We start from the raw sequence: 23,275 nt of genomic DNA, 5'->3' as shown, positions 1-23,275 counted from the left end.
CACAGCTGTTTTTTCCGTCAGACGTCGGAAATTACGGCGCCTGATTTGACTTTCGATTTGCTAATCGGCCCCTGAGCGCGTACAGATGAAATATCAACTCAACGGCAGAACCTCGGTGGCGCGGTTTCGTTATGAAATCGAGTGCCAGATTCTTACGTTTCGTGTTGATGACGGAGACGGCCGCGCATGATCGCGTGGACCTCCGGTAGATGAAGCCCGCAAGGGCAAAGGAATACGATGGCTGTCGGTACTGTTAAGTGGTTCAACGAGACTAAGGGTTTCGGTTTCATCCAGCCGGATAACGGCGGAAGCGACGTGTTCGTGCACATCTCGGCCGTCGAGCGCGCCGGCATGCGCGGCCTCGCGGAAGGCCAGAAGGTCTCCTACGAGATGGAAACCGACAAGCGCAGCGGCAAGCAGTCCGCCGGCAGCCTTCAGACCGTCTGATCATGGCGGGCTCCCCCGCGGGGCCCGACCTGTTTCGAGAGCCGCTTCCCGGATGGGAGGCGGCTCGCTTGTGTTCTGAGACCCGATTCCAGGGGAGCGCGCCGATGGCGGCCTCCCGCATGACAGGATCCTGTGTGAGCCAATTCAACCCGAACTCGATGACCGACCGCCTCAAGGCCGCGACCGAAGCCCGCGCCGCGGCGCTGGCCCGCTTCCGCGACCGCCCGGCGGCGGATGATCCGGCCGTGGTCGCCCGCAAGGCGGAGCGGGCCCAGATCGCCCGGGAGCGCGAGATCCGCGTGGCGGCCCGCGAGCAGGCCCGGCTCGAGGCCGAGGCCCAGCGTGCCGCCGAGGCCGAGGCCGATCGCGAGCGTCAGGCTGCCGAGGAAATCCGCGCCGCCGAGGAGAGGGTGGCCCAGGCCGCTGCCGCCCGCCTGGAGCAGAAAGCCCAGCGCGACGCCCGCTACGCCGCTCGCAAGGCCAAGGCCCGCCGCTGAGCGCCGCGCGCCCCTGACCGTGTCCGTCGCCGGCAGGCCGCGACGCCGCGGCGGGTCCGGTGCGCATCCGCGCGACGGCGCGTCCCACGGGACGGGCCCGCATCATCGGAACCGCCGTCACCGGCGGAACCAGCCTCGGCGCGACGTCCGTCCGCCGGACCTCCACCGAGGAGACAACCGCCATGTCCCACAAGTTCAAGATCGGCCAGCGCGTGCGCCGCGCCCAGATCGGCTACACCGCCCCGAAATCCGACATCACGGACGTGTTCGAGATCGTCCGCCTCGTTCCCGAGGACCAGACCGGCGAGCCGTTCTACCGCATCAAGTCCGGCAGCAGCGAGCGCGCCGTGCGTGAGGGCGAGATCACCGAGGCCTGAGCGGCGGCGCCTCCGCGCCCCCGGCGCGGCGCACACGCTCCACTGCCATTGGAAGGCCGCGGCCTCCCCCCTCGGGCAAGATGGGAGGAGGCCGTTCGCGTCAGCCCAGCACCACCACGCGGGACCCGATCTCGACGCGGCCGTAGAGGTCGATGACGTCTTGGTTGATCATCCGGATGCAGCCCGAGGAGACGCTCTTGCCGATCGACTCCGGCTCCAGCGTGCCGTGGATGCGGTAGAGGGTGTCCTTGTTGCCCTGCCACAGGTAATGCGCCCGCGCACCCAGGGGATTGTGCGCGCCGCCGGGCACGCCGAGGCCGCTCTGGAGCTGCGAGACGGAGCGCGCCAGCTTCGGCGTGCGCGCGATCATCTCCTTGGGTGGGTACCAGTCCGGCCACATCTGCTTCGAGTTCACCGTCGAGGCGCCGGACCACGAGAAGCCCTGCTTGCCGACGCCGACACCGTAACGCCGCGCCCGGCCGTTCGGCTGGACCAGGAACAGGTGGTGGGCGCGCGGGTCGATCACGATCGTGCCTGGGGTCTCCGAGCCCGTATAGGCGACCTCCTGGCGAAGGAAGGACGGGTTCGCCTTGCGCCAGTTGAAGGCATAGACCGGGAAGGGCTCGTCGGTGATCGCCGCGTAGGCGCGGTTGAAGTCGATGGGGCCGTTGTCGACGGGCTTGGCCGGAGCGGCCTGCTGGGCGGAGGCCGGCGGGACCTGCCGCGGAGCGTAGAGATCCGCATCCGGATCGTCCGCCACGGCGGCGCGGCCGCGCTGGCTCCGGACCGGGTCGAGATCACGCTCGGAGCCACGCTCGGAATAGGGCACGTACTGGCCGCCCCGGCGCCGGTAGAGCCGCCCGTTCTCGTCGCGATAGAGGCGCTCGTCGTCGTAGGGACCGTCGCCGTCGATGGCGCCCCCGAAGAGGCCGCGCCCCTGCGCGAGGGCGGACCCGACGGGGGTGAGGAGCGCGAGGCTCGTCGTCGCCCCGGAAAGAAGCGTGCGGCGGGTCGTCTGGGACATGGGACGGTGCTCGAGAAGTCGTCGGAGAAGGGTCGTTCGAGCCCGGGCCTAGCAAGTCGAAGCAGGTCCGTCACGCCATGTGGACGTAGGGCAGCCCTGCAGCGGTGCTAAAGTTGGCGGGCGATGCAGTCCGGGCACAATCACAGGCCCCAGAAACCATTCGGAAATGCTTCCGGAGGCGAACGCGAATACCGCGGCAGCGCGCTTTCACCATGTCGGCGAAAAAACGGCGGCCGGTGCCGCGATCCGGTTGCGGGCCCGTTGCAAAACGCCGGGCCGTGCCGACATAGGTTGGCACTCATAAAGCCCTCCACTCGAAATCATGGAACGCGACCCGTGCCGGTCCCTCCGCGTCCCCGTAACCGCGCGCCCCACCGGGCGCTCGCGGCGTTGCTGCTCGTCGCCCTGATGCCGACGGAGGGGCAGGCCGCCCGCAGCCGGACGGCACGCCCGTCCGAGCCCGCCGCTCCGGTGACGAGCTGGACGTCCACAGAGCCCGAGAACCCCGCCTGCCAGCGCACCCGGCGCAAGCTCTGGCAGGGCGACGAGGGCTGGGTCGTGCGCAGCGTCACGGTCTGCCGGTGAGGGCGCGGCCCGATTCAGGTCGCGCAAAACCGGATTGCGCGAAATTGATGATCGATCCGCGGTTGAACGTAGGACAATCGCGGGCGCAGGGGTAAAGCTGGTCGGGCCACACGGAGGTTCGTGGGTTGGGTTCATGGATCGGGTTCGTGATCGACGGCCTCGGCCGTCGGCGGGAGCGTGGCCGGAGGAACGATTGAGTAGGACCGGCGAAGCGCCCGAGACGGGACCGGAAGCCCTCGCGCGCTACGAGATCCTGGACACCGCGCCCGAGGACGCGTTCGAGGACATCGTCGCGCTGGCCTCCCGGCTGCTGGAGATGCCGGTCTGCCTGGTCTCGCTGGTGGATGCCGAGCGCCAGTGGTTCAAGGCCCGGATCGGGTTTCCGCGCTCCGAGACCACCCTCACGGAATCGATCTGTGCCCACGCGGTGGGGCAGGACGGGCTCTTCGTCATTCCCGACACCACCCGCGACCCGCGCACGGCCGCGAATCCCCTCGTCACCGGCGCGCCGCACGTGCGCTTCTACGCCGGTATGCCCCTGCGCACGCCGGAGGGGGTGGCCCTCGGAACCCTGTGCGTCCTCGACGTCAGACCGCGCGAACTGACCGAGGCGCAGGCCTTCATCCTGCGCACCCTGGCCGCGCGGGTGATGACCGAACTCGAGCTGCGCCGCGCCCTGAAGGAGCGCCGCGCCGCCGACCGGCACAACGCGGCGATCATTGGCAGCGCCATCGACTACGGCATCGTCGCCGTGGATCTCGCCGGCGTGGTGACGCGCTGGAACGGGGGGGCCGAATGCGTCCTCGGCTGGAGCGAGGCCGAGATGCTGGGCCGGTCCGCGGACGTCATCTTCACGGCCGAGGACCGGACCCGCGGCGTGCCCGAGCACGAGATGCGCCTCGCCCGCGAGCTCGGCCGGGCCAACGACGAGCGCTGGCACGTCCGCAAGGACGGTTCACGGTTCTGGGGCATGGGCGAGATGATGCCGCTGCGGGACGACGCGGACCGCCACATCGGCTACCTCAAGATCCTGCGCGACCGCACCGCCCAGCGCCAGGCCGACGAGGCCCTGCGCAAGCAGACGGCCCTGCTCCAGACCGTCACCGACCATCTCAGCGAGGCGGTGGTCCGCCTGACCGAGGACGACGTCGTCACCTTCGCCAACCCCGCCGCCGAGGCGATGCTGGGCTGGCCGCGCGGCAGCCTGATCGGCCGCAACCTCCACGACACGGCCCATCACCACCATCCCGACGGCCGGCCGTTCCCGCGCGAGGATTGCGAGGTCGTGCGCTCCCTGCGCAGCGGTGTCGCCCTGCGCGACCGCGAGGCGACGTTCTTCCGCCAGGACGGCTCGCGCATCGAGGTCATCACCAACAACGCGCCCATCGTGGAGGACGGCGTGGTGCAGGGCTCCGTTCTGACCCTCACCGACGTCACCGAGCGCAAGGCCGCCAACACCCGCCTGCGCCGGAGCGAGGAGCGCCTGAGTCTGGCGCTGAACGCCTCCGGCATGATCGGCACCTGGGACTGGGACCTGCGCGCGGACGTAGTCTACGCCGATCCGAACTTCGCGCGGATCTACACCGTCGATCCCGAGCGCGCCGCCCTCGGGGCGCCCCTGGCCGACTACATCCGCAACTTCCATCCCGACGACATGCCGCGGTTCCAGGAGGAGCTCGACCGCCTCTTCGCCGGCGCCAAGGAATTCGCCTGCGAGTACCGCATCCTCCAGCCGGACGGCTCCCATCGCTGGGTGATCGCCCGCGGCAGCCTGGTGCGTGGCGCCGACGGAACGCCCCTGCGCTTCCCGGGCGCCTCGGTGGACATCACCGAGCGCAAGCGCGCCGAGGAGCGCCAGGCGGCCCTGGTGGAACTCGGGGAGCGCCTGCGGGAGTTGCAGGACCCCGGCGAGATCGCCTTCGTGGCGGCCGAGATCGCGGGCCGCACCCTCGGGCTGACCCGCGCCGCCTACGGCGTCCTCGACGATACGGGGATCTATCTGGACATCGTCCGCGACTGGACCGTGGCCGGCGCGGCGACCCTCGTCGGCCGCCACCACTACGCGGATTATGGCTCCTACCTGCCGGAACTTCGGCAGGGACATGACGTCGTCATCGCGGACGTGGAGACCGACCCGCGCACCGCCGACCGGTCCGGGGCCTTCCGCGCCCTCGACGTCCGCACCGTGATCAATCTGCCGCTGATGGAGCGCGGGCAACTCGTCGCGGTGTTCTGCCTGCACGATTCGAAGCGGCGCGACTGGAGCCCGGACATCCTCGACTTCGTGCGCAACGTCGTCGACCGCACCCGCGCCGCCGTGGCCCGCCTCCGTGCCGAGGAGCAGCAGGAGCTGGTCAACCGCGAACTCAGCCACCGCATGAAGAACCTGCTGGCCATGGTGCAGTCGATCGCGACCCAGACCATGCGCACGGCCGTCGACGTCGACACCGCGAAGGAGGTGCTCGCCGGCCGCCTCATCGCCCTGGGCCAGGCCCATGACCTCCTGATGGGGGGCGCCCTCGGCAGCACCCTGATCGGTCCGGTGGTGCGCGGGGCCCTCAAGCTGCACGAGGACCGCGACGGCCGCTTTCGCCTCGACGGGCCCGAACTCGAGATCGGCGCCAAGCCGGCCCTCTCGCTGGCGCTGATGCTCCACGAACTCGCCACCAACGCCGCCAAGTACGGGGCGCTCTCCGACGATGACGGCCACGTGTCGATCCGCTGGGAGGTTCGCGACGAGACCGGCGAGCCCAGCCTCGCCTTCTCCTGGGCCGAGATCGGCGGGCCGCCGGTGACGCGGCCGGCGCGCAAGGGGTTCGGGTCGCGCTTCATCGAGCGCGGCCTCGCCGGACAGGTCGGCGGCACCATCGCCCTCGATTTCCCCGTCGACGGCGTCACCTGCGTCATCGCCGCCCCCCTGGCGGCCTTCCAGGCGGATGGCTGAGGGCCGGCGCCGGACCCGCGTCTTCAGCATCGTTTCTAGGCAGTGCCGCCTCGCGCGGCAGCCGGATGCCGTCGCCTTCGGCAGGCGGAGGCCTGCCTATCGGGTGGGCACGGCCGGGGCGCCGCGTTCCGAATCTCTGGCACGTTCGGTGCTTGGTCCGGTCCGTCGCCGGTCGGCGACACGCGGAGCAAAGGCGCCCCGCATGCGGACGGCGTGAGTCCGGATCCCTTGGCACGAACGGCCGCCCTACGGCCGTGAACCTCGAGACGCACTCCATGGCCAGCTTCAAGACCGTGATGAAATCCGGTCATCCCCCGACCCTGTTCGCCGCCTTCCTCTACTTCGACTTCTGCTTCGCGATCTGGGTGCTCAACGGCGCCATGGGCCCGTTCATCACCGAGACCTACAAGCTGACTCCCGCCCAGACCGGGTTCATGATCTCGCTGCCGATCCTGGCGGGCGCGATCATGCGCTTCCCGCTCGGCGTGCTGGCCCAGTATATCGGCCGGAAGAACGCCGCCATCACCGAGATGACGGTGATCATGCTCGCCATGGCCTTCGGCTTCTTCTACGTGAACACCTACGACGAGGTGCTCGCCATGGGCGTGCTCCTGGGCATCGCCGGCGCCTCCTTCGGCGTTGCCCTGTCTCTCGGCTCGGGCTGGTTCCCCAAGGAGCACAAGGGCCTCGCCATGGGCATCGCGGGCGCCGGCAATTCCGGCACCGTGCTCGCCGTGCTGTTCGCGCCGCCCCTGGCCCAGGCCTATGGCTGGCAGACCGTCTACGGCTTCGCCGGCTGCGTCATGGCGATTCCGTTGATCGTGATGATCGTCTTCGCCAAGGAGCCGCCGGACGCCGAGCACCAGTCCTTCCGGGAGCACGTCTCCTGCCTGTTCCAGAAGGACGGCTGGGCCTTCAACCTGATCTACATCATCACCTTCGGCGGCTTCATCGGCCTGTCGAACTTCCTGCCGACCTTCTTCTACGAGCAGTTCGCCGTGACCAAGGTCGAGGCCGGCCGTCTGACCATGCTGGCGGCCCTGATGGGCTCCGGCATCCGCGTCGTCGGCGGCTATTTCGCCGACCGGCTCGGCGGCATCCTGGTGCTGTCGGTGGTGCTCCTCGCCGCCGTGGGCTCGTTCCTGCTCCTCACGGCCTCGCCCTCGCTGGCGCTGACCACCGCCCTGTTCATGCTGTGCTTCGCCGCCCTCGGGGCCGGCAACGGCGCCCTGTTCCAGCTCGTGCCCCTGCGCTGGCCCGCCAACACGGCGGTGGCCGGCTCGATGATCGGCGAGGTGGGGGCCCTCGGCGGCGCGATCCTGCCCAACGTGATGGGCCTGTCGAAGCAGTATACCGGCTCCTTCGCCCTCGGCTTCGTCGGCTACGCCGTCTTCGCCGCCCTGGTGCTGGTCTGCCTGCTGGTGTGGCAGCGCAGATGGGTCGGCACCTGGGTCGGTCCGCGCGGCAAGGTGCTGACACCGGCCACGCCCGAACGTCCCGAGACGGGCCGCCTCGATCCCCTGACCGCCTGAGCCCAGGTCGCTCAGCCGATCTCCTCGGCCACCAGCGCGAAGGTCAGGACATCCACGGACGCCGCGCCGCCGCGCAGGAGCACCCGCGCGGCGGCGTTGGCCGTCGCGCCGGTGGTCATCACGTCGTCGATGAGGAGGAGGCGGCGGCCCTGCAGCCGGGGCCGCATCGCCTCCGGCACCCGGAAAGCGCCCTGGAGGTTCGTGGCCCGGGCGACCCGGCTCAGTCCGACCTGCGGGCGCGTCGCCTTCACGCGGGCGAGGTAGCCCGGCTCGGTGGGCCGCCCCGTGAGGCGGCCGACCCGCCGCGCCAGGAGCGCCGCCTGGTTGAAGCGGCGCCGCCACAACCGCCAGCGGTGCAGCGGCACCGGCACGAGGCAATCCGCCCGGGACAGGAGCTCCGCACCGGCGCCCGCCATCATGCCGGCGAGGACGTGTGCGAGGTCCAGGCGATCCTCGTATTTCAGGCGGTGAACGAGGTCGCGGGCGACGCCCTCGTAGAGCGCCACCGCCCGCGCCTGTCCGAAGACCGGCGGGTCCGCGATGGCCCGCGGGGAGAGCAGCGCGCCGGTGCCGTGGTCGACCGCGAAGGGCGTGCCGAACCGGGCGCAGCAGGGCTCCTCGATCAGGCGCAGGCTCGACCAGCAGCGGGCGCAGAGAGCGTGCGGATCGGCGATGGCGCCGCCGCAGCCCGGGCAGGTCGGCGGGTAGACCAGCGCGACGGCGCCGCGGAGCGCGGCACGGAGTCCGAGGGTGACGACGCGGGCGGCGGGGACCATGACAGCCACCTTACCACCCGCATCGCGGCAATACGATCTGAGATTGTGATCAGCGGGCCGGCTGCTGCGGCTGGGCCTGCTCGCGGTCGCGCTTGTTGGCCTGATGGCGGCCGACGGCGCAGCCCGCCGCGGCGCCCAACACGCCATGGCCCGCCACGTGGCCGGCGAGGCCGCCGACGAGAGCGCCCTTGATGCAACCCTTGGCCTCGGCCCCGGTGGTGGCAAGGCTGATCCCCGCGAGGGTGAGGGCCGCGCCGAACAGGATGGACTTCATGGCGTCTGATCTCCTCGATTCGTCGTCGAATCGCCGGGTCTCAACTGCGAGGGCCGGAATCACGTTCCGTCGCCGGTGCCGCTGGCGCGCGCGCTCGCGGCGCGCCATCTAAATTGTGATGACCGCGCCACCTTTGTTCGATACGGGCCTCGCCCGCCGCCGCCTCGCCCGTGCCCACCGGGCCGGCTATGCCGACTTTCTGCTGCGCCGGGTCGTCGACGATCTCGACGATCGCCTCGGGGCGGTGCTGCGGACGTTCTCCGAGGCCGTCGACCTCGGCACCCCGTCGCCCCTCGCGGCGCAGCGCCTGCGCGCTTCCGGCCGGGTCGGGCACCTCACCCGCCTCGCGCCCCGGGCGGAGGCCGGCACGGTGCTGGCCGACCCCGAGGCCCTGCCGCTGGCGCCGGGCCGGTTCGACCTCGCCGTCTCGCTCCTCGCCTTGCAGCACGTCAACGACCTGCCCGGCGCCCTCGCGCAGCTGCGCCGGACCCTGCGGCCCGACGGGCTGTTCATCGGCTGCCTCCTCGGCGGCCGGACCCTGACCGAACTGCGCCAGGTCTTCGGGCAGGCGGAGAGCGAGGTCGAGGGCGGCGTCAGCCCGCGGGTCGCCCCCTTCGCCGAGGTCCGCGAGATGGGCAGCCTGCTCCAGCGGGCCGGCTTCGCCCTGCCGGTCACCGATGTCGAGACCGTCACGGTGCGCTACCGCGACCCGTTCGCGCTGATGCACGACCTGCGCGCGATGGGGCTCACCAACGTCCTCGTCGACCGCCGCCGAACGCCCCTGCGCCGCGCCACGCTCCTGCGGGCCGCCGCCCTCTATGCCGAGCGCTTCGCCGATCCCGACGGGCGCCTGCGCGCCAGTTTCGAGATCCTGTGGCTCTCCGGCTGGGCCCCGCACGAGAGCCAGCAGAAGCCCTTGAAGCCCGGCAGCGCCCAGGCCAGCCTCGCCGAGGCCCTGGGCACCACCGAACGCAAGCCCGAAGGACAGGATTCATGAGACAGCCCGGCCCCGACCATCCGATCACCATCGTCCCCCATCCGGGCCGCCTGCGCGTCCGCCTCGCCGGCATGCTCCTGGCCGAGACCGAAGCCGCCCTCGTGCTCACCGAGGCGAACTACCCGCCGGTGTTCTACATCCCGCGGGCCGACGCCCGCTGGGCGCATTTCACCCCGAGCACCCGCCGCAGCCACTGCCCCTACAAGGGCGATGCCAGCTACTTCACCCTGACGACGCCGGAGGCGACCCGGCCGGACGCGGTCTGGAGCTACGAGACGCCCTATCCGGCGGTGGCCGCCATCGCCGGACACCTCGCCTTCTATCCGGACAAGATCGACCCGATCGAGCAGGGCTGAGGGCGCCCGTCCGTCAGTCCCGCACCTGGGACCAGAACGCGGCCTTGCGCCCGTGCAGCCGGCGCAGCGACGCGCGGTAGGCCTCCGGATCTTCCGTCAGGCCGTCGAGGGCGGACAGGTAGCGGGCGGCATGGCCGTAGGCGCCGCTGCGCCCGTGCTCCAGGATGGAATCGATGAGCAGGCGGTAGAGTTCGGCCGCGGCCTCGGGCTGCGTCCGCTCCAGGGCCTCGGCGGCGGGCGCCAGGACCTCGTAGCGGCTTCCGTCCCAGCTGCCGCCATGGGATGCCACCAGGCGGGCCGCACGGGCCGGGTTCGGCCAGTGAATCAGGAAGGCGAGCGCCCGGTAGCGGTCCGGATGCGCCTGCGCACGGTCGAAGGCGCGCTCCAGGGCGTCGTCGTCCTCGAAGTCGGGCAATTTGGCGAGGTAGGCCCGCAGCATCGCCGGATCGAGGCTGCGCCCGAAGGCCTCCCAGCGCAGGGCCTGCGCGGCCTCCGTCTGGCCGAGGCTGTCGAGGATGCGGATCTCGACGGCCTGGCGCGCCCGCTCCGGCGCGTCGGGATCGAACTGCCCGGTGAGCAGGGCCTCCCGGGTGACCACCGCCGGACCACGCTTCTGCGGCCGGCGAATCCAGGTCAGGGCCTCCGGTGCCCGGCCCGCCGCCAGCAGGCGCTCGGCGATCCGGACCCGATCCGGCTGCTCCGGCGACACCGACTGCTCGAAGGCGATGAAGGCGTCGACGTCGCCGACCCGGTCGGCCAGGGCCTGGCGCATCCGGACGAGGCGGCCGCGGGCGAGCTGCTCCGCCCAGGCCTTCTGGCCGCCGGTGCGGCCTTCGGACATCGGGGGCGTGGCGTCCGCGAGGGCCGCGTCGAGGGGCGCCAGCGCCGCCTCGGGCAGCCGCGGAATGAGATCGTGCAGCAGGGTTTCGACGAAGCCGTACCCATCGGCGCCGAGGCGGGTCACCAGACCCGTCGCGACTCCGGCCGCCTCCTCCACGGGCAGGTCGACGATCAGCGCGGCGGCCGCATCCGCCGCCCGTTCGAAGACGCCGTGGATGCGTCCGCTCGAATCGTCGGCGCGCGCCAGGACGTCGCCGGCGCCCCCGAGGAAGCGAATCAGCCGGTCGAGGGCTGCTCTCGGGTCCAGGGCGGCGAGCTCGGTCACCACCGTGGTGAGCATGGCGTCGAGGTCGGCCGCGAAGGCGCGCTGCTTCTGCCAGTCGATGTAGCCCTGGGCCCGCTCCAGGGCGGTGAGGCGCCGGTCGATCAGCGCCGCGATGGCGTCCGGCCCCTGCAGGCTCGCCACCGCCGCGGTTACCAGCTTCTTGAAGGTCGGGTTGCGCGCCGTCTCGGACAGGACGAGGCCGATCAGGCGCTCCAGCCCGAGTTCGGTCAGGGTCTCGGGGCTCGGCGTCGTTCTTCGCGATGGGCGCTTCGGCTTGGCTGCGACGGGTTTGCCGGCTCCGGATTTGCTGGCCTCGGAACTGCCAGCTCCGGACTTGCCAGCTCCGGACTTGCCGGTTCCGGACTCGCCACCGCCGGACGGCGGAACGGCGCTTGCCCGCGTCGCTGGTTTCGCCGCTGCCCTGCGTGCCATGCACCGCCCTCCCTCTCCCGACGGGGCGGGTCGCGCCGGACGGGACCCGCCTCTCGAACCAACGCCGATGGCCGACGCCGATGGACCCCTTCCCAACTCCGATGCATCCATCCGGACTGGCGGATAGGGGCTTCGCGCGAGCGCCGCGCGGGCTTGGCCGATACAGGCGCCGCTTCGATCCAGCCGGTGCCCGTATCAGAACTGGATCAGGGGCCGAGCAGATCCAGCAGGAAAGGGATCAGCGGCGCGTCGGCCGGCGGCATCGGCTGGTCCTTGAGGTCGCGCGGGCGCACCCATTTCAGGGCCTGGCCCTCCATGGAGCGCGGCAGGCCTTCCCAGCGCCGGCAGATGTAGAGCGGCATCAGGAGGTGGAAGTCCGGATAGGCGTGGCTCGCGAAGGTCAGGGGCGCGAGACAGGCCTCCTGCACGGTGATGCCGAGCTCCTCGGCGAGCTCGCGGATCAGGGTCTCCTCCGGACGCTCGCCCGGGTCGACCTTGCCGCCCGGGAACTCCCAGAGGCCGGCGAGCTGCTTGCCCGGCGGGCGCTGCGCGAGCAGCACGCGCCCGTCGGCATCGACCAGCGCGACCGCGACCACGAGGAGGATGCGCAGGGGCGCGGGCGTCGCGGCGCTCACGGGGCGATCGCGAAGGTCGCGGCGACGTCGGCGGCGGTCTCGATGGTGCCGGCGACCAGGGGTACCGGTGTCCCCCCGCGCTTGACCCGCATCGGGGCGGGCGCCGCGAAGGCGACCGGCGGCGCCCCTGCCGTGGCCGGGGACTGGATCGACACCACCCGCCCGAGAGTGACGCCGGCCGCCTCCGCCAGGCGCTCGGCCTGGGCCCGCGCGTCCTTCATCGCGGCGCTGCGCATGGCGCTCTCGGCCGCTTCGGGATCGCGCAGGCCGAAGCCGACGCCGTCGATGCGGTTCGCGCCGCCGTCGAGGGCCCGGCGCATCAGGTCGCCGAGGCGTCCCATGTCGGACAGGCGCACCCGCACCGTGTTGCTGGCCCGATAGCCGTCGGGCTTCTCGGTGAAGGTCCCGTCGGCCTGGCGGACCGAGCGGGTGACCGGCTGCAGGGTCACGGCGGAGGTGCCGAGATCCGCCTCGGGCACCTGGAACTCGGCGGCCAGCACCAGGATCGCCTTGGCGGCGGTGCTGGCGCCGTCGAGGGCGACGGCCGGGGTCGCGCCCTTGGCCTCGACGCCGATCTCGACCGAGGCGAAGTCCGGCGCCACCTCAGAGCGGGCACGTCCGACGACGCTGATCCGGCCCTCGGCCGGCCCCATCCTGTCCTCGGCCCGGGCCTCGGCACCGGCGCCGAGCAGCGCCAGGGCGAGGAGGACGGCGGTACCGGCGCGCCTCACGAGCGGTAATCCCCGTTGATCTCGATGTAGAGCTTGGTCAGGTCACAGGTCCAGACGCGGGCGGTGCCCGCGCCGAGGCCGAGATCGACCCGCACGGTGATGTCCGATTCGCGCATCACCGCGCTCGCCGCCGCCTCGCTGTAATCCGGATCGCGGGCGCCCTCGCGGGCGACGCGCACGTCGCCGAACCAGATCGAGAGGCGGTCGCGGTCGGCCGGCTCGCCGGCCTTGCCCACTGCCATCACCACGCGGCCCCAGTTGGCGTCCTCGCCCGCGATGGCGGTCTTCACCAGGGGGGAGTTGGCGATCGACATGGCGATGCGGTGGGCCGAGGCGTCGGAGGTCGCCCCCGTGACCCGCACGGTGACGAACTTGCGGGCCCCCTCGCCGTCCCGGGCGACGAGCTGGGCCAGTTCCACCAGCAGGTCGTCGAGGGCGGCGCGGAACGCGGAGAGACGCGGATCGTCGGCGCTCGCGATCGCGGCGTTGCCGGCCGCGCCCGTCGCGAACAGCATCAGGGTGTCGGAGGTGGAGGTGTCGCTGTCGACCGTTACGCAGTTGAAGCTCGTGGCCGTGCCGGCGCCGAGCAGGCCCTGGAGCACGTCCTGGGGCAGGGCGGCGTCGGTGAAGACGAAGCTCAGCATCGTCGCCATGTCGGGCGCGATCATGCCGGCGCCCTTGGCGATGCCGTTGAGCGTGACGGTGACGCCGTCGATCGTGGCCCGGCGGGTGGCGAGCTTGGGGAAGGTGTCGGTGGTCATGATGGCCCGGGCGGCGGCTGCCCAGGCCTCCGCACCGTCCTGCGTCCGGCCGGCGCAGTCGGCGAGCACGCCCTCGAACTTGCTGGCGTCCAGGGGCTCGCCGATGACGCCCGTCGAGGCGATGAAGACCTCCTCCGGCCGGCACTGGGCGGCCTCGGCGGCGATCCGGGCCGTCAGCGCCACGGCCTCGCGCCCGCGCAGGCCCGTGAAGGCGTTGGCGTTGCCGGAATTGACCACGAGGGCACGGGCCCCCGCGCTGCCCAGCGCCTCGCGGCACCAGTCCACCGGGGCGGAGGGGCATTTCGAGCGGGTGAATACGCCGGCAGCCTGCGTGCCCGCGGCGAGGGCCACGTAGAGCACGTCCGTGCGGCCCGAATACCGGATGCCGGCCTGGGCGGTCGCGAGCCCGACGCCGCGAATCGCCGGCAGCTGCGGTTGCGTCCGGGGCGCCAGCGGCGAGACGGGGGGGCTCTTGGCAGACGACATCGACAGGGTCTCCGGATCTCTGCGGGCCGTCTCGGGCGCGCGGCGAGGCCGGTGTTGCCCCGCCCGCGCGGTCTCCGTCAACCGCGACGACCGTCATCCGTCCGTCGCATCGGGGTCGGGGGTGCTGAACCCTTGCGCATCAGGCACTTGCCGCACCCGACGCCGCTCCGCTGCAGCGCGGCATCGCGGCGTTCGGGTCGGCGGACCGGACGGGCGCGCGGCGAGGCCACGCGAAAATCCACCGCCGTTCCGGGTCGAGAGCCGGATCACGGCCGGTCAAGAGGGCTTGTCTGCGCGAGCGAACGTGACATAGCATGCTGCGACGCACAGTTTCCGAGGTGATCGGCACGCATGTCCAGGCGCCAGGGGGGAGTCTCGACGATGGAAAGACCGACTTCGCCATATGGCGCCTACGGCGTCCAGGTCCTGATCGCCGGCCGCCAGAAGCATTGGCGCGACGAAGTCTCCTCTCAGATCCGGCGGGCGGGCTTCGCCGCCACCACGGTGGATTGCGGCGTCGATGCCATGACGGTCCTGGCCCTGGGCCTGCCCGTCGATGTCCTCGTCACCGACGTCAGCCTGCAGGGCAAGCTCTGCTGCCAGAGACTGGCCCTGGAAGCGCGCGCGCTCCGCCCCGACCTGCGCATCGTCTTCGCCAGCGATCTCGAATCGCTCGCGAGCGAGGAAGATCCGACGCAATGGCTCGAGGAGCTGTTCGACACGCAGTTCCCGGACGACCGCGACGGCCTGGTCGCGGTTCGGCGCATCGACAACGTCGCCAGCACGGTCTGGGACGCGCTGCGCAGCCCGGCCTGACCCGAACCGCCAGCGCGACGCCCGGTCTCCGACATCCACCTCCACCCCCGGGATCGACCGGCGATGTCGTCCGGCTCCGCTCGGCGCTCCGGATAGCGCACCGACGTGACGGTTGTCTGACGATCCGGCGCAGATGCCTTGCATGCGGGTCCGAAACGCGAAAGCCTTCGCATCTCAGCGAAGGCCTTCGTCGGCCGGATCACCGAGCCCCGATGATCGAGGCTCGGTCAATGCGGTTCGGTCACTGTGCCTTGGGGGCGTCGGCGGGCTTCGTCTCGGTGCTCGCCTTGCCGTCCGCATTCAGCTTGGCCTTGCCGAGATAGACGTATTCGGGCGCGGCGCGGAGCTGGTCCTTGTTGGTGTCGATCGTCGCCTTCAGGGTGGCGTCGTCGACGCGCACGAGCTTCAGGGCGCTCGGATCGATCGCGACGTACTTCGTGCCGATGCCGAGGAAGCCGCCGACGCCGACCACCCAGGACTTCACGGTGTTCTTCTCGTCGAGCACCACGTCGGCGATCTCGCCGATGGTCTCGTTGGCGCCGTTCTGGATGGTGAGGCCGACGAGCTTCGAGGTGACCATGTCGCTCTTGTTCTGCACCACGAAGGTGGGGCGCAGGTCGTTGGCGAGGGTCGCGGGCGCGGCCTGGACCGGTGCCGACGACGAGCCGGCGGGCGCGGCGGCATCCGGCGACTGAGCGAGGGCGAGGGTGGCGCTGGCAGCGAGGAGAAGCGTGCCGAGCAACAGGCTGCGCATGGGCGAAGTCTTTCGAAAGGTCGAGCCGAAGGTCGAGCGATGGGGCGCCGTGATGGCACACGCTCAAGTTCAGGCCTCCGCGAAAGGTTCCCGCGATACGGCATGGTGAATGGACGAACGCCGCGCCGGCCTTAGGTTCCTGGGGACAGGGGCGGCGGAACCGGTCCGCGCGCCCGTCAGGGGTGCCGCCGCATGTCGAACGTCCTGTCGAACCGTTTGCCGCCCGAGACCGGGCTCTCGCTGCCCCGCCGCCACGCCCTGGCAGTCCTCGGTGGGGCGCTGGCCTGGGGCGTCCGCCCGGCCCTCGCCGATCCCGTGAAGGCGGGTGCCTTCGCCTTCGAGAAGCCGGAGGGCGGCACCCTGCCGCTCTCGGCCTATGCCGGACGGCCCATCCTGGTGGTCAACACCGCCACGGCCTGCGGCTATGCGGGCCAGTTCTCCGGACTGCAGGGATTGTGGACCCGCTTCGGCGACCGGGGCCTCACCGTCATCGCGGTGCCGTCGCCGGATTTCGGCAATCAGGAGCCCCTGGACGGCGTCGCCATCGCGGAGGCCGCCCGCAGGAACCACGGCGTCACCTTCCCGGTCACCGCCAAGACCCATGTCCGGGGCCCGGCCGCGCATCCGTTCTACCGCTGGGCCGCCGCCGAGAAGCCCGGCAGCACGCCGGGCTGGAACTTCCACAAGTACCTCGTCGACCGCGACGGCAGCCTGATCGGCGCCTTCCCGTCCTCGGTCGAGCCCAACGATCCGCGCATCGTCACCGCCATCGCCAACGCGCTGCCCGCCGCCTGAGGCGTCAGCGCGAGAGGTCCCGCGGCGGGCGCAGCGCCTCCAGCTTCTGCGGCGCGCGCCGGAGGCGCCGCGGCCGCTCACCCGCGCCGCGCACCGGCGGCGAGGCGTAGTTCGAGGCGAAGGGGTTGGCCGGGGTCCGCTCGGCGCTGCCGAACAGGCTGAACTCGGCCCGGGCGCCGCCCGCGGACAGCGTCGTCGTCAGGAGGGCGAGGAGAAGGGCGCGCATGCGGTTCCAGGCGTTCGGCTTCAGTCGGCGGTCTCTCTTGCTCCGATATCGCAAGCCCCCACATCCGGCGAGGGCCGATCGCGGATCGTCGGGACATCCGGGCTGCCAGGGACGGGATCGAGGGACGGAAATGATGAAGCCGCACCGGTTCGAGCAGGCGGGGACCGTCTTCGAGATCGCCTTCGAGCGGGCGCCTGAGGGCTGGGTCGCCCATATCCGCCGCGAGGACAGCGAGACCACCCATGCGATCGGCTTTCCCGACGGGCCGGGCTACGACCCGACGGACGTGCGCGGGTCGCTGATCGCAGGCTGCGAGGCGGCCCTTCCCAACCTGTCCTGGGCCAGCCCGACGCGGCATTGAGGGGAACCTCCGGAACCGCCCCGTGTTCGCCCTCCCACATGCGCTTCGCACCTGCGCTCGCGCGCGAAACGGGAAGGAACAGCCGATGTCCGAGGTCACCTATCGCATCGTCGAGCACGACGGCGGCTTCGCCTACAAGGTCGGCGACGTGTTCTCCGAGACCTATCCGAGCCACGACGAGGCTCTCCAGGCGGCCCAGGCCGCCGCGGCCGAGCAGCAGGTTCCCGGCTCGACGGAGGGCATCCGCTACCAGGACGGCAAGGGCGAGTGGCACGACGAGACCGCCCGGGGCAACGACCGCCCCACCGCCCGCGTGGTCGACTGACGGCCGGCTCCGTCCCGGCGGCGTTCAGGCCGAGCGCCGCCGGGGCGGATCGCCGGCGACCGGCCAGGCGGCCAGGGCCGGCTCGGCTCCGGAGCCAGGCGCCGCCTCCGGGCGGTTCCGGGTGCCCTCGCAGCCGGCGCGGTTGCGCCCGGCCGATTTCGCCCGGTAGAGCGCCGCGTCGGCGGCCTCGACCAGGGCGTCCGGCGTCTCGGCACCGTCCGGGCTCGCGGCCACGCCGATGCTGACGGTGACGTGGCCCAGGCCGTCGCCGCGCCCGGCATGGGGCAGGGCGCGGGCGTTCAGCGCCAGGCGGATACGCTCGGCCAGGGCCAGGGCGGCCCTGCCGTCGAGGCCCGGGAGGAGCAGCGCGAATTCCTCGCCCCCATAGCGCGACACCAGGTCGGCGCTGCCGCCGGCCCGGGCGGTCAGCAGGCACGAAATCTCGCACAGGCAGGCATCGCCGGCCCCGTGCCCGTAATGGTCGTTGAAGCGCTTGAAGTGGTCGACATCCACCAGCATCAGCGCGAAGGAATCGCCGTCACGCGAGGCCTGCCACAGGGCGTCGAGGCGCTGGGCGAAGGCGCGCCGGTTGGCGAGGCCCGTCAGCGGATCGGTGGTCGAGAGGCGGGTGAGGCGCGCATTGGCCACTCTCAGCTGCTGGGCCCGAAGCGATTCCCTGAGGGTATAGAGGTAGTTGCGCCGGTTGGCGCTCTCGATCTTGTGCGCGGCCCCCAGGCTGAAAGCGATGCCGATCAGCATGTCGAGCCGGACCAGGCTCGCCAGATCGCGGGGGATCTCCGGATGGGCCGCGATCGCGAGGCCGCCGGCGAGGGCGGTCGTGGCCGAGACGATGCAGGCCCAGGAGAAACGCAGCGCCAGGGAGACGTTGGCGAAGATGACCGTCAGCCAGATCGCCGTGATCGCGTGGGCGGCGTTCGGTCCGTGCCCGAGCCGGAGGATGACGGCCGGGATCATCGCCGCGGCCAGGACGCCGAGGCCGCACAGGGTCTCCCGGGTCCGGGGGGGCACCCAACTCAGGGCCACGTAGATTCCGATGGCCAGCGGCGTCATCACGCCGATGCGCAGGACGAGGTTGAGGGTCGCGACGTCCGGCGTCGTGACATAGGCCGCCCAGGCATAGAGGTAGTAGACCGAGAGGCCGATCAGGGTGGCCCGGCGAAGCTGCCGGACCCTCCGGCGGCCGGTCTCGGCCTCGAACCGGGCCTCGAGTTCGGCCGGAAAGGCGAGGCGCCAGCGGGCCGCCTGCAGGGTCCGTTCGATGAGCGCCAGGAGGCGGTCGCTGACGTGAAACGACAGGGAGCCCGGATCGTCGAACGATCGGGCAGCAGGTGGAGCGGTCACGCGCGGGGAGATCCATGGCTGGGCGGGCGACGACGGCCCCTGGACAAAGAGTGCCCCCAACACATGTGGGCATGCTTTCCCCGGTCGTTAAAATGCGATCGATCCGACCCGTAAGGCCCTCACCACGCCGGGGATGTGCCCGCGCGGCGGCGAGGGGACCGAATGAACAATTGCCACCCCGGCCCCACCTCGTGCATGCCTCGCGGCCATCGGGGCCGGCCACGCCGATCCTTGACCGTCCTCCCGGACCTTTGCCGACTGGAGCCTGCCCGTGACCGCCTCGAACCCGCGCCAGCCCGACCACGCCATCGACCCGCTCTTCATCGAGCGCTGGTCGCCCCGCGCCTTCACCGGCGAGGCGGTGCCGGAATCCGAGCTGCTGCGGATGGTCGAGGCCGCGCGCTGGGCCCCGTCCTCCTACAACTCGCAGCCCTGGCGCTTCGTCTACGCCCTGCGCGGCACCCCCGAATGGGAGACCTTCCTCGACCTCCTGGTGCCGGGAAACCGCAAGTGGGCGGAGGGTGCCGGCGCCCTGGTCATCCTGGTCTCGAGCAAGCTGATGAAGACCGGCGACGGTCTGAAGCCCTCGGCCAGCCATTCCCTCGACGCCGGAGCCGCCTCGGCGAACTTCCAGCTCCAGGCGATCCGCCAGGGCTGGCACGTGCACGGCATGGGCGGCTTCGACAAGGAGCGCTCCGTGACCGTGCTCAACGTGCCGCCGGACCATCAGGTCGAGGCCGCCTACGCGGTCGGGCGGGCGGCCGACCCGGCCGACCTCACCGAGGAGCAGCGCGCCAAGGAGGTGCCGAACGGTCGGCGTCCGATCACCGACTTCGCCTTCGCCGGTGCCTTCAAGGCCCGCGAAGCCTGAGCCGTCCGCCGTGCTGAGACCCGCCCCCGACTATGCCGGGCTCGTCGCCGGTTTCGCCTGGGACATCCCGGAGCGCTTCAACATCGGCGTCGACGTCTGCGACCGCTGGGCCGCGCGCGAGCCCGGCCGGGTCGCGATCCAGGAGGTCGTCGGGTCGCGGGTCTCGGAGATCACCTTCGGCGACCTGCGGGACCGCTCCGACCGCCTGGCGGCCGGGTTGCGGGCCCGGGGCGTCGGGCCCGGCGAGCGGATCGGCGTCCTGCTGCCGCAATCGGCCGCCGTGGTGATCGCCCATGCGGCCGCCTACAAGCTCGGGGCGATCGCTCTGCCGCTCGCCGGCCTGTTCGGACCGGACGCCCTGCGCTACCGCCTGACCGATGCGGGCGCCCGCGTCCTGATCACCGATGCGGCCGGCCTCGCCAAGATCGACGCCCTCCGCTCCGACCTGCCGGACCTCGCGCTCGTCGTCTGCGTCGACGGAGCCCGGGGGGAGGCCCTCGGTTACGAGGCCCTGCTCGCCGAGGCGCCGGAGGGGTTCGTCCCGGTCGAGACCCGGGCCGACGATCCCGCTCTGATGATCTACACCTCCGGCACCACCGGACTGGCCAAGGGCGCGCTGCACGCTCACCGGGTGCTCTTGGGGCACCTGCCGGGCTTCTGCATGATGCACGATTTCCCGCCGAGATCCGGCGACCGGATGTGGACGCCCTCGGATTGGGCCTGGGCCGGCGGCCTCCTGAACGCGACGCTGCCGAGCCTGCATTTCGGGCTGCCGGTGGTGGCCTGCCCGAGCTTCCGCTTCGAGCCGGAGGCGGCGTTCCGGCTGATCGCCGAGCGAGCCGTCACCCTGGCGTTCCTGCCGCCGACTGCCCTGCGCATGCTGCGCGGCGTCGCCGACCCGCGCGGGCGCTTCGACCTGACGCGCCTGCGCAACATCGCCTCCGCCGGCGAGGCCCTGGGCCCCGAGACCTTCGACTGGGCGCGCCGCGAACTCGGGCTCACCATCGGCGAGGCCTATGGCCAGACCGAGTGCAACCTCGTGCTCGCGGCCTGCCGGTCGGCCGGGGTGGCGCGGTCCGGCTCCACCGGGCGCCCGGTGCCGGGGCACCGGGTCGCGATCCTGCGGCCCGACGGGTCCGAGGCCACCGCCGACGAGCCCGGCGAGATCGCCATCGCCCGGCCCGATCCGGTGATGTTCCTGCGCTACTGGAACCAGCCCGAGGCGACGGCGAAGAAGTTCTCCGGCGACTGGATGCTGACCGGCGACACCGCCCGGCGCGACGCGGACGGCTACGTCCACTTCGTCGGACGCGAGGACGACCTCATCACCTCGGCGGCCTACCGGATCGGCCCCACCGAGATCGAGGATTGCCTCGGCGCGCACCCCGCGGTGGCGCTGGCCGCCGCGGTGGGCAAGCCCGATCCCCTGCGCACCGAGATCGTGAAGGCCTTCGTCGTCCTGCGCCCGGGCTACGTCGCCTCGGACGCGCTCGCCGCCGAGATCCAGGCCTTCGTGCGCACGCGTCTCTCCGCCCACGAATACCCGCGCGAGATCGCGTTTCGCGATCATCTGCCGATGACCACCACCGGCAAGATCATCCGGCGGCAGTTGCGCGACGCGGGATAGGCCTATCGCACCGAGACGTGGAACCGGGCGCGGCCGACCTGCCCTTGCGGACCGACGATCTCGATCGCGAAATCGTCCTCGCCCACGTAGCCGGGTGCGGGGGTGTAGGACACGATGGTCGCGGGCAACCGGCGGGTGTTGCAGCGGGAGCGCGTGTTCAACGTGGAGAAATTCGGAAAATCGGTTCCCTGGGTCACTTCCACCCGTCCGTCATGCGGCGCGTCGGTGAGGCTGATCGCGAAGGGGCCGAGGGAGCGGCAGGTCTGGTCGATGGCGGACATCGACGTGACCTTCAGCGTGTGCCCCGCCGACACCACCCGCTCGAAGGTCGGGACCTGACCGGGGAAGGCTGCCGCCCCCGACGTGGCGGCGAGGCCGATCGAGGCGGCCAGGACAAAGTTTCGCATCATCGACGTCTTCGAACCGAACCGTGACCGGCGAGCGGGAATCTGCTCGATTCACGACCGAACGGCACCTACAACCGACATATGGTAATGCACGTTCCGCGAGAATTGTCATCGGAGCACAGCGTCGGATCACCATGCCTTAGAATCCTTCGCATAAAGACATCTTTATATCTTGATTGCCTCCGGTCCGGTGCCCTGCTATAGGCCTCGCCGACACGCAACGAGAGACGGAGCGAACCCCCATGGCCCAGACTTCCCCGGCCCAGGATTACATCGTCAAGGACATCGGTCTGGCCGAGTACGGCCGCAAGGAGATCTCGATCGCCGAGACCGAGATGCCGGGCCTGATGGCCACCCGCCAGGAGTTCGGCCCGTCGCAGCCGCTCAAGGGCGCCAAGATCGCCGGCTCTCTGCACATGACGATCCAGACGGCCGTGCTGATCGAGACCCTGAAGGCGCTCGGCGCCGACATCCGCTGGGTCTCCTGCAACATCTACTCGACCCAGGACCACGCCGCCGCCGCGATCGCCGCCTCCGGCATCCCGGTCTTCGCCATCAAGGGCGAGACCCTCGAGGAGTACTGGGACTACACGTCGAAGCTGTTCGACTGGCATGACGGCGGCATGCCGAACATGATCCTCGACGACGGCGGCGACGCCACCATGTTCGTGCACCTGGGCCTGCGCGCCGAGAACGGCGACACCGCCTTCCTCGACAAGCCGGAATCCGAGGAGGAGGAGATCTTCTTCGCGCTCCTCAAGAAGAAGCTCGCCGAGAAGCCGAAGGGCTGGTTCGCGGGTCTCGCCGACTCGATCAAGGGCGTCTCGGAAGAGACCACCACGGGCGTGCACCGCCTCTACAACCTCGCCAAGGAGGGCAAGCTGCTCTTCCCGGCGATCAACGTGAACGACGCCGTCACCAAGTCGAAGTTCGACAACCTCTACGGCTGCAAGGAGTCGCTGGTCGACGGCATCCGCCGCGGCACCGACGTGATGATGGCCGGCAAGGTCGCCATGGTCGCGGGCTTCGGCGATGTCGGCAAGGGCTCGGCCGCCTCGCTGCGCAACGCCGGCTGCCGCGTTCTGATCTCCGAGATCGACCCGATCTGCGCCCTCCAGGCCGCCATGGAAGGCTACGAGGTCGTGACGATGGAGGACGCCGCCCCGCGCGCCGACATCTTCGTCACCGCCACGGGCAACAAGGACATCATCACCATCGAGCACATGCGGGCGATGAAGGACCGCGCCATCGTGTGCAACATCGGCCACTTCGACAACGAGATTCAGGTCGCCGGCCTGAAGAACCTCACCTGGTCGAACATCAAGCCGCAGGTGGACGAGATCACCTTCCCCGACGGCCACCGCATCATCCTCCTGTCGGAGGGGCGCCTGGTGAACCTCGGCAACGCCACGGGCCACCCGTCCTTCGTGATGTCGGCCTCGTTCACCAACCAGACGCTGGCCCAGATCGAGCTCTGGACCAACCCGGGCAAGTACGAGCGCCAGGTCTACACCCTGCCCAAGGCCCTGGACGAGAAGGTGGCGCTCCTCCACCTCGAGAAGATCGGCGTGAAGCTCTCCAAGCTGCGCCCCGACCAGGCGGCCTATATCGGCGTCTCCGAGAGCGGCCCGTTCAAGCCCGACCACTACCGCTACTGAAGACCGCTCCGGCGCCCCGCGCGGGGCGCCGCGCCCCCGCCCCGCCCCCCAAGA

At 71.2% G+C, this 23,275-nt stretch carries 26 protein-coding genes; 15 read left to right on the top strand and 11 right to left on the bottom strand.

The features are described from left to right. Nucleotides 1–237: 237 nt before the first annotated feature. The 3 genes from AC3WLN_RS08395 (at nt 238) to AC3WLN_RS08385 (ending at nt 1,321) form a co-directional block, all read left to right on the top strand. On the top strand, nt 238–447 hold the full coding sequence (locus AC3WLN_RS08395) for a cold-shock protein (protein WP_055947623.1): 210 nt from the start codon (nt 238–240) through the stop codon (nt 445–447). A 134-nt stretch (nt 448–581) separates the two neighbouring features. Further along, nucleotides 582–944, top strand: a complete 363-nt coding sequence (locus AC3WLN_RS08390; RefSeq protein ID WP_492480564.1) for a DUF6481 family protein — start codon at nt 582–584, stop codon at nt 942–944. Nucleotides 945–1,126: 182 nt separating this feature from the next. After that, the gene (locus AC3WLN_RS08385; protein ID WP_463771095.1) at nt 1,127–1,321 is read left to right on the top strand and encodes a hypothetical protein; all 195 of its coding nucleotides are present in this window, start codon (nt 1,127–1,129) and stop codon (nt 1,319–1,321) included. A 100-nt stretch (nt 1,322–1,421) separates the two neighbouring features. Here AC3WLN_RS08385 and AC3WLN_RS08380 read toward each other — a convergent pair whose 3' ends face one another. Further along, the gene (locus AC3WLN_RS08380) at nt 1,422–2,345 is read right to left on the bottom strand and encodes a L,D-transpeptidase (protein WP_492480563.1); all 924 of its coding nucleotides are present in this window, start codon (nt 2,343–2,345) and stop codon (nt 1,422–1,424) included. 336 nt (nt 2,346–2,681) lie between these two features. On the opposite strand from AC3WLN_RS08380, the gene AC3WLN_RS08375 reads away from it, so the two are divergent. The 3 genes from AC3WLN_RS08375 to AC3WLN_RS08365 all read left to right on the top strand — a co-directional run bounded on the left by AC3WLN_RS08375 (nt 2,682) and on the right by AC3WLN_RS08365 (nt 7,406). After that, nucleotides 2,682–2,930: a hypothetical protein gene (locus tag AC3WLN_RS08375; protein ID WP_492480562.1), complete on the top strand. Its 249-nt coding sequence runs from the start codon at nt 2,682–2,684 to the stop codon at nt 2,928–2,930. Between the two features lie 193 nt (nt 2,931–3,123). Then, complete coding sequence (locus tag AC3WLN_RS08370) at nt 3,124–5,874, top strand: PAS domain S-box protein (RefSeq protein WP_492480561.1); 2,751 nt, start codon at nt 3,124–3,126, stop codon at nt 5,872–5,874. Between the two features lie 275 nt (nt 5,875–6,149). Continuing rightward, nucleotides 6,150–7,406 (top strand): MFS transporter, encoded by a 1,257-nt coding sequence (locus AC3WLN_RS08365; protein ID WP_492480560.1) that lies wholly within the window; start codon nt 6,150–6,152, stop codon nt 7,404–7,406. An 11-nt stretch (nt 7,407–7,417) separates the two neighbouring features. Here the strand turns inward: AC3WLN_RS08365 and AC3WLN_RS08360 are convergent, their stop codons facing one another. Both AC3WLN_RS08360 and AC3WLN_RS08355 read right to left on the bottom strand, forming a co-directional pair. After that, nucleotides 7,418–8,182 carry a ComF family protein gene (locus AC3WLN_RS08360; protein WP_492480559.1) on the bottom strand — a complete coding sequence of 255 codons (765 nt, stop codon included), beginning with the start codon at nt 8,180–8,182 and terminating at the stop codon, nt 7,418–7,420. Between the two features lie 49 nt (nt 8,183–8,231). Further along, nucleotides 8,232–8,456: a hypothetical protein gene (locus AC3WLN_RS08355; RefSeq protein WP_463771079.1), complete on the bottom strand. Its 225-nt coding sequence runs from the start codon at nt 8,454–8,456 to the stop codon at nt 8,232–8,234. 118 nt (nt 8,457–8,574) lie between these two features. Between AC3WLN_RS08355 and AC3WLN_RS08350 the strand changes: the two genes are divergently transcribed. Both AC3WLN_RS08350 and AC3WLN_RS08345 read left to right on the top strand, forming a co-directional pair. Then, entirely contained in the window at nt 8,575–9,453 is an 879-nt protein-coding gene (locus AC3WLN_RS08350; RefSeq protein WP_492480558.1) for a methyltransferase domain-containing protein, read from the top strand. Continuing rightward, nucleotides 9,450–9,809 carry a DUF427 domain-containing protein gene (locus AC3WLN_RS08345; protein ID WP_492480557.1) on the top strand — a complete coding sequence of 120 codons (360 nt, stop codon included), beginning with the start codon at nt 9,450–9,452 and terminating at the stop codon, nt 9,807–9,809. Before AC3WLN_RS08350 ends, AC3WLN_RS08345 begins: the two co-directional genes overlap by 4 nt. 13 nt (nt 9,810–9,822) lie before the next feature. Here the strand turns inward: AC3WLN_RS08345 and AC3WLN_RS08340 are convergent, their stop codons facing one another. The 4 genes from AC3WLN_RS08340 to argJ form a co-directional block, all read right to left on the bottom strand. After that, nucleotides 9,823–11,406, bottom strand: coding sequence for a DUF6880 family protein (locus AC3WLN_RS08340; RefSeq protein ID WP_492480556.1), 1,584 nt, complete (start codon nt 11,404–11,406; stop codon nt 9,823–9,825). A gap of 206 nt (nt 11,407–11,612) precedes the next feature. Further along, nucleotides 11,613–12,041 carry an 8-oxo-dGTP diphosphatase MutT gene (gene mutT / locus AC3WLN_RS08335; protein ID WP_492480555.1) on the bottom strand — a complete coding sequence of 143 codons (429 nt, stop codon included), beginning with the start codon at nt 12,039–12,041 and terminating at the stop codon, nt 11,613–11,615. Beyond that, nucleotides 12,038–12,772, bottom strand: a complete 735-nt coding sequence (locus AC3WLN_RS08330; RefSeq protein ID WP_492480554.1) for an SIMPL domain-containing protein — start codon at nt 12,770–12,772, stop codon at nt 12,038–12,040. The genes mutT and AC3WLN_RS08330 overlap by 4 nt, the downstream gene beginning before the upstream one ends. Further along, nucleotides 12,769–14,019 carry a bifunctional glutamate N-acetyltransferase/amino-acid acetyltransferase ArgJ gene (gene argJ, locus AC3WLN_RS08325; RefSeq protein WP_492480553.1) on the bottom strand — a complete coding sequence of 417 codons (1,251 nt, stop codon included), beginning with the start codon at nt 14,017–14,019 and terminating at the stop codon, nt 12,769–12,771. The genes AC3WLN_RS08330 and argJ overlap by 4 nt, the downstream gene beginning before the upstream one ends. Nucleotides 14,020–14,400: 381 nt before the next feature. Here argJ and AC3WLN_RS08320 point away from each other — a divergent pair, with 381 nt between their 5' ends. Next, nucleotides 14,401–14,835, top strand: coding sequence for a response regulator (locus AC3WLN_RS08320; protein WP_492480552.1), 435 nt, complete (start codon nt 14,401–14,403; stop codon nt 14,833–14,835). Between the two features lie 241 nt (nt 14,836–15,076). On the opposite strand, the gene AC3WLN_RS08315 is transcribed toward AC3WLN_RS08320, so the two are convergent. Continuing rightward, entirely contained in the window at nt 15,077–15,589 is a 513-nt protein-coding gene (locus AC3WLN_RS08315) for a PRC-barrel domain-containing protein (protein ID WP_492480551.1), read from the bottom strand. A 192-nt stretch (nt 15,590–15,781) separates the two neighbouring features. On the opposite strand from AC3WLN_RS08315, the gene AC3WLN_RS08310 reads away from it, so the two are divergent. Then, a complete protein-coding gene (locus AC3WLN_RS08310; protein WP_492480550.1) occupies nt 15,782–16,384 on the top strand; it encodes a glutathione peroxidase in 603 nt (200 codons plus the stop codon). A gap of 4 nt (nt 16,385–16,388) precedes the next feature. On the opposite strand, the gene AC3WLN_RS08305 is transcribed toward AC3WLN_RS08310, so the two are convergent. Continuing rightward, nucleotides 16,389–16,610 (bottom strand): hypothetical protein, encoded by a 222-nt coding sequence (locus tag AC3WLN_RS08305; protein ID WP_492480549.1) that lies wholly within the window; start codon nt 16,608–16,610, stop codon nt 16,389–16,391. A 130-nt stretch (nt 16,611–16,740) separates the two neighbouring features. On the opposite strand from AC3WLN_RS08305, the gene AC3WLN_RS08300 reads away from it, so the two are divergent. Both AC3WLN_RS08300 and AC3WLN_RS08295 read left to right on the top strand, forming a co-directional pair. After that, entirely contained in the window at nt 16,741–16,971 is a 231-nt protein-coding gene (locus AC3WLN_RS08300; protein WP_492480548.1) for a hypothetical protein, read from the top strand. Nucleotides 16,972–17,056: 85 nt separating this feature from the next. After that, nucleotides 17,057–17,296, top strand: coding sequence for a hypothetical protein (locus AC3WLN_RS08295; protein WP_492480547.1), 240 nt, complete (start codon nt 17,057–17,059; stop codon nt 17,294–17,296). A gap of 24 nt (nt 17,297–17,320) precedes the next feature. Here AC3WLN_RS08295 and AC3WLN_RS08290 read toward each other — a convergent pair whose 3' ends face one another. Beyond that, nucleotides 17,321–18,658 carry a GGDEF domain-containing protein gene (locus AC3WLN_RS08290; RefSeq protein WP_492480546.1) on the bottom strand — a complete coding sequence of 446 codons (1,338 nt, stop codon included), beginning with the start codon at nt 18,656–18,658 and terminating at the stop codon, nt 17,321–17,323. Between the two features lie 271 nt (nt 18,659–18,929). Between AC3WLN_RS08290 and AC3WLN_RS08285 the strand changes: the two genes are divergently transcribed. Then, complete coding sequence (locus tag AC3WLN_RS08285; protein WP_492480545.1) at nt 18,930–19,529, top strand: nitroreductase family protein; 600 nt, start codon at nt 18,930–18,932, stop codon at nt 19,527–19,529. A gap of 10 nt (nt 19,530–19,539) precedes the next feature. Further along, a complete protein-coding gene (locus AC3WLN_RS08280; protein ID WP_492480544.1) occupies nt 19,540–21,156 on the top strand; it encodes an AMP-binding protein in 1,617 nt (538 codons plus the stop codon). Between the two features lie 2 nt (nt 21,157–21,158). Here the strand turns inward: AC3WLN_RS08280 and AC3WLN_RS08275 are convergent, their stop codons facing one another. After that, complete coding sequence (locus tag AC3WLN_RS08275) at nt 21,159–21,566, bottom strand: hypothetical protein (RefSeq protein WP_492480543.1); 408 nt, start codon at nt 21,564–21,566, stop codon at nt 21,159–21,161. Nucleotides 21,567–21,805: 239 nt separating this feature from the next. Here AC3WLN_RS08275 and ahcY point away from each other — a divergent pair, with 239 nt between their 5' ends. Next, nucleotides 21,806–23,221: an adenosylhomocysteinase gene (gene ahcY / locus AC3WLN_RS08270; RefSeq protein WP_492480542.1), complete on the top strand. Its 1,416-nt coding sequence runs from the start codon at nt 21,806–21,808 to the stop codon at nt 23,219–23,221. Nucleotides 23,222–23,275 lie beyond the last annotated feature (54 nt).

This window comes from Methylobacterium sp. FW306-05-D (assembly GCF_058782155.1).
This window is presented reverse-complemented; position numbering and strand designations above follow the sequence as displayed.

What these genes read in the sequence shown, in the direction of transcription:
- AC3WLN_RS08305 (WP_492480549.1), bottom strand. Translation starts at nt 16,610, where the DNA reads ATGCGCGCCCTTCTCCTCGCCCTCCTGACGACGACGCTGTCCGCGGGC.
- AC3WLN_RS08310 (WP_492480550.1), top strand. Translation starts at nt 15,782, where the DNA reads ATGTCGAACGTCCTGTCGAACCGTTTGCCGCCCGAGACCGGGCTCTCG.
- AC3WLN_RS08385 (WP_463771095.1), top strand. Translation starts at nt 1,127, where the DNA reads ATGTCCCACAAGTTCAAGATCGGCCAGCGCGTGCGCCGCGCCCAGATC.
- AC3WLN_RS08380 (WP_492480563.1), bottom strand. Translation starts at nt 2,345, where the DNA reads ATGTCCCAGACGACCCGCCGCACGCTTCTTTCCGGGGCGACGACGAGC.
- AC3WLN_RS08300 (WP_492480548.1), top strand. Translation starts at nt 16,741, where the DNA reads ATGATGAAGCCGCACCGGTTCGAGCAGGCGGGGACCGTCTTCGAGATC.
- AC3WLN_RS08315 (WP_492480551.1), bottom strand. Translation starts at nt 15,589, where the DNA reads ATGCGCAGCCTGTTGCTCGGCACGCTTCTCCTCGCTGCCAGCGCCACC.
- AC3WLN_RS08350 (WP_492480558.1), top strand. Translation starts at nt 8,575, where the DNA reads ATGACCGCGCCACCTTTGTTCGATACGGGCCTCGCCCGCCGCCGCCTC.
- AC3WLN_RS08355 (WP_463771079.1), bottom strand. Translation starts at nt 8,456, where the DNA reads ATGAAGTCCATCCTGTTCGGCGCGGCCCTCACCCTCGCGGGGATCAGC.
- AC3WLN_RS08395 (WP_055947623.1), top strand. Translation starts at nt 238, where the DNA reads ATGGCTGTCGGTACTGTTAAGTGGTTCAACGAGACTAAGGGTTTCGGT.
- AC3WLN_RS08365 (WP_492480560.1), top strand. Translation starts at nt 6,150, where the DNA reads ATGGCCAGCTTCAAGACCGTGATGAAATCCGGTCATCCCCCGACCCTG.
- AC3WLN_RS08345 (WP_492480557.1), top strand. Translation starts at nt 9,450, where the DNA reads ATGAGACAGCCCGGCCCCGACCATCCGATCACCATCGTCCCCCATCCG.
- AC3WLN_RS08275 (WP_492480543.1), bottom strand. Translation starts at nt 21,566, where the DNA reads ATGATGCGAAACTTTGTCCTGGCCGCCTCGATCGGCCTCGCCGCCACG.
- AC3WLN_RS08340 (WP_492480556.1), bottom strand. Translation starts at nt 11,406, where the DNA reads ATGGCACGCAGGGCAGCGGCGAAACCAGCGACGCGGGCAAGCGCCGTT.
- argJ (WP_492480553.1), bottom strand. Translation starts at nt 14,019, where the DNA reads ATGTCGTCTGCCAAGAGCCCCCCCGTCTCGCCGCTGGCGCCCCGGACG.
- ahcY (WP_492480542.1), top strand. Translation starts at nt 21,806, where the DNA reads ATGGCCCAGACTTCCCCGGCCCAGGATTACATCGTCAAGGACATCGGT.
- AC3WLN_RS08360 (WP_492480559.1), bottom strand. Translation starts at nt 8,182, where the DNA reads ATGGTCCCCGCCGCCCGCGTCGTCACCCTCGGACTCCGTGCCGCGCTC.
- AC3WLN_RS08295 (WP_492480547.1), top strand. Translation starts at nt 17,057, where the DNA reads ATGTCCGAGGTCACCTATCGCATCGTCGAGCACGACGGCGGCTTCGCC.
- AC3WLN_RS08320 (WP_492480552.1), top strand. Translation starts at nt 14,401, where the DNA reads ATGGAAAGACCGACTTCGCCATATGGCGCCTACGGCGTCCAGGTCCTG.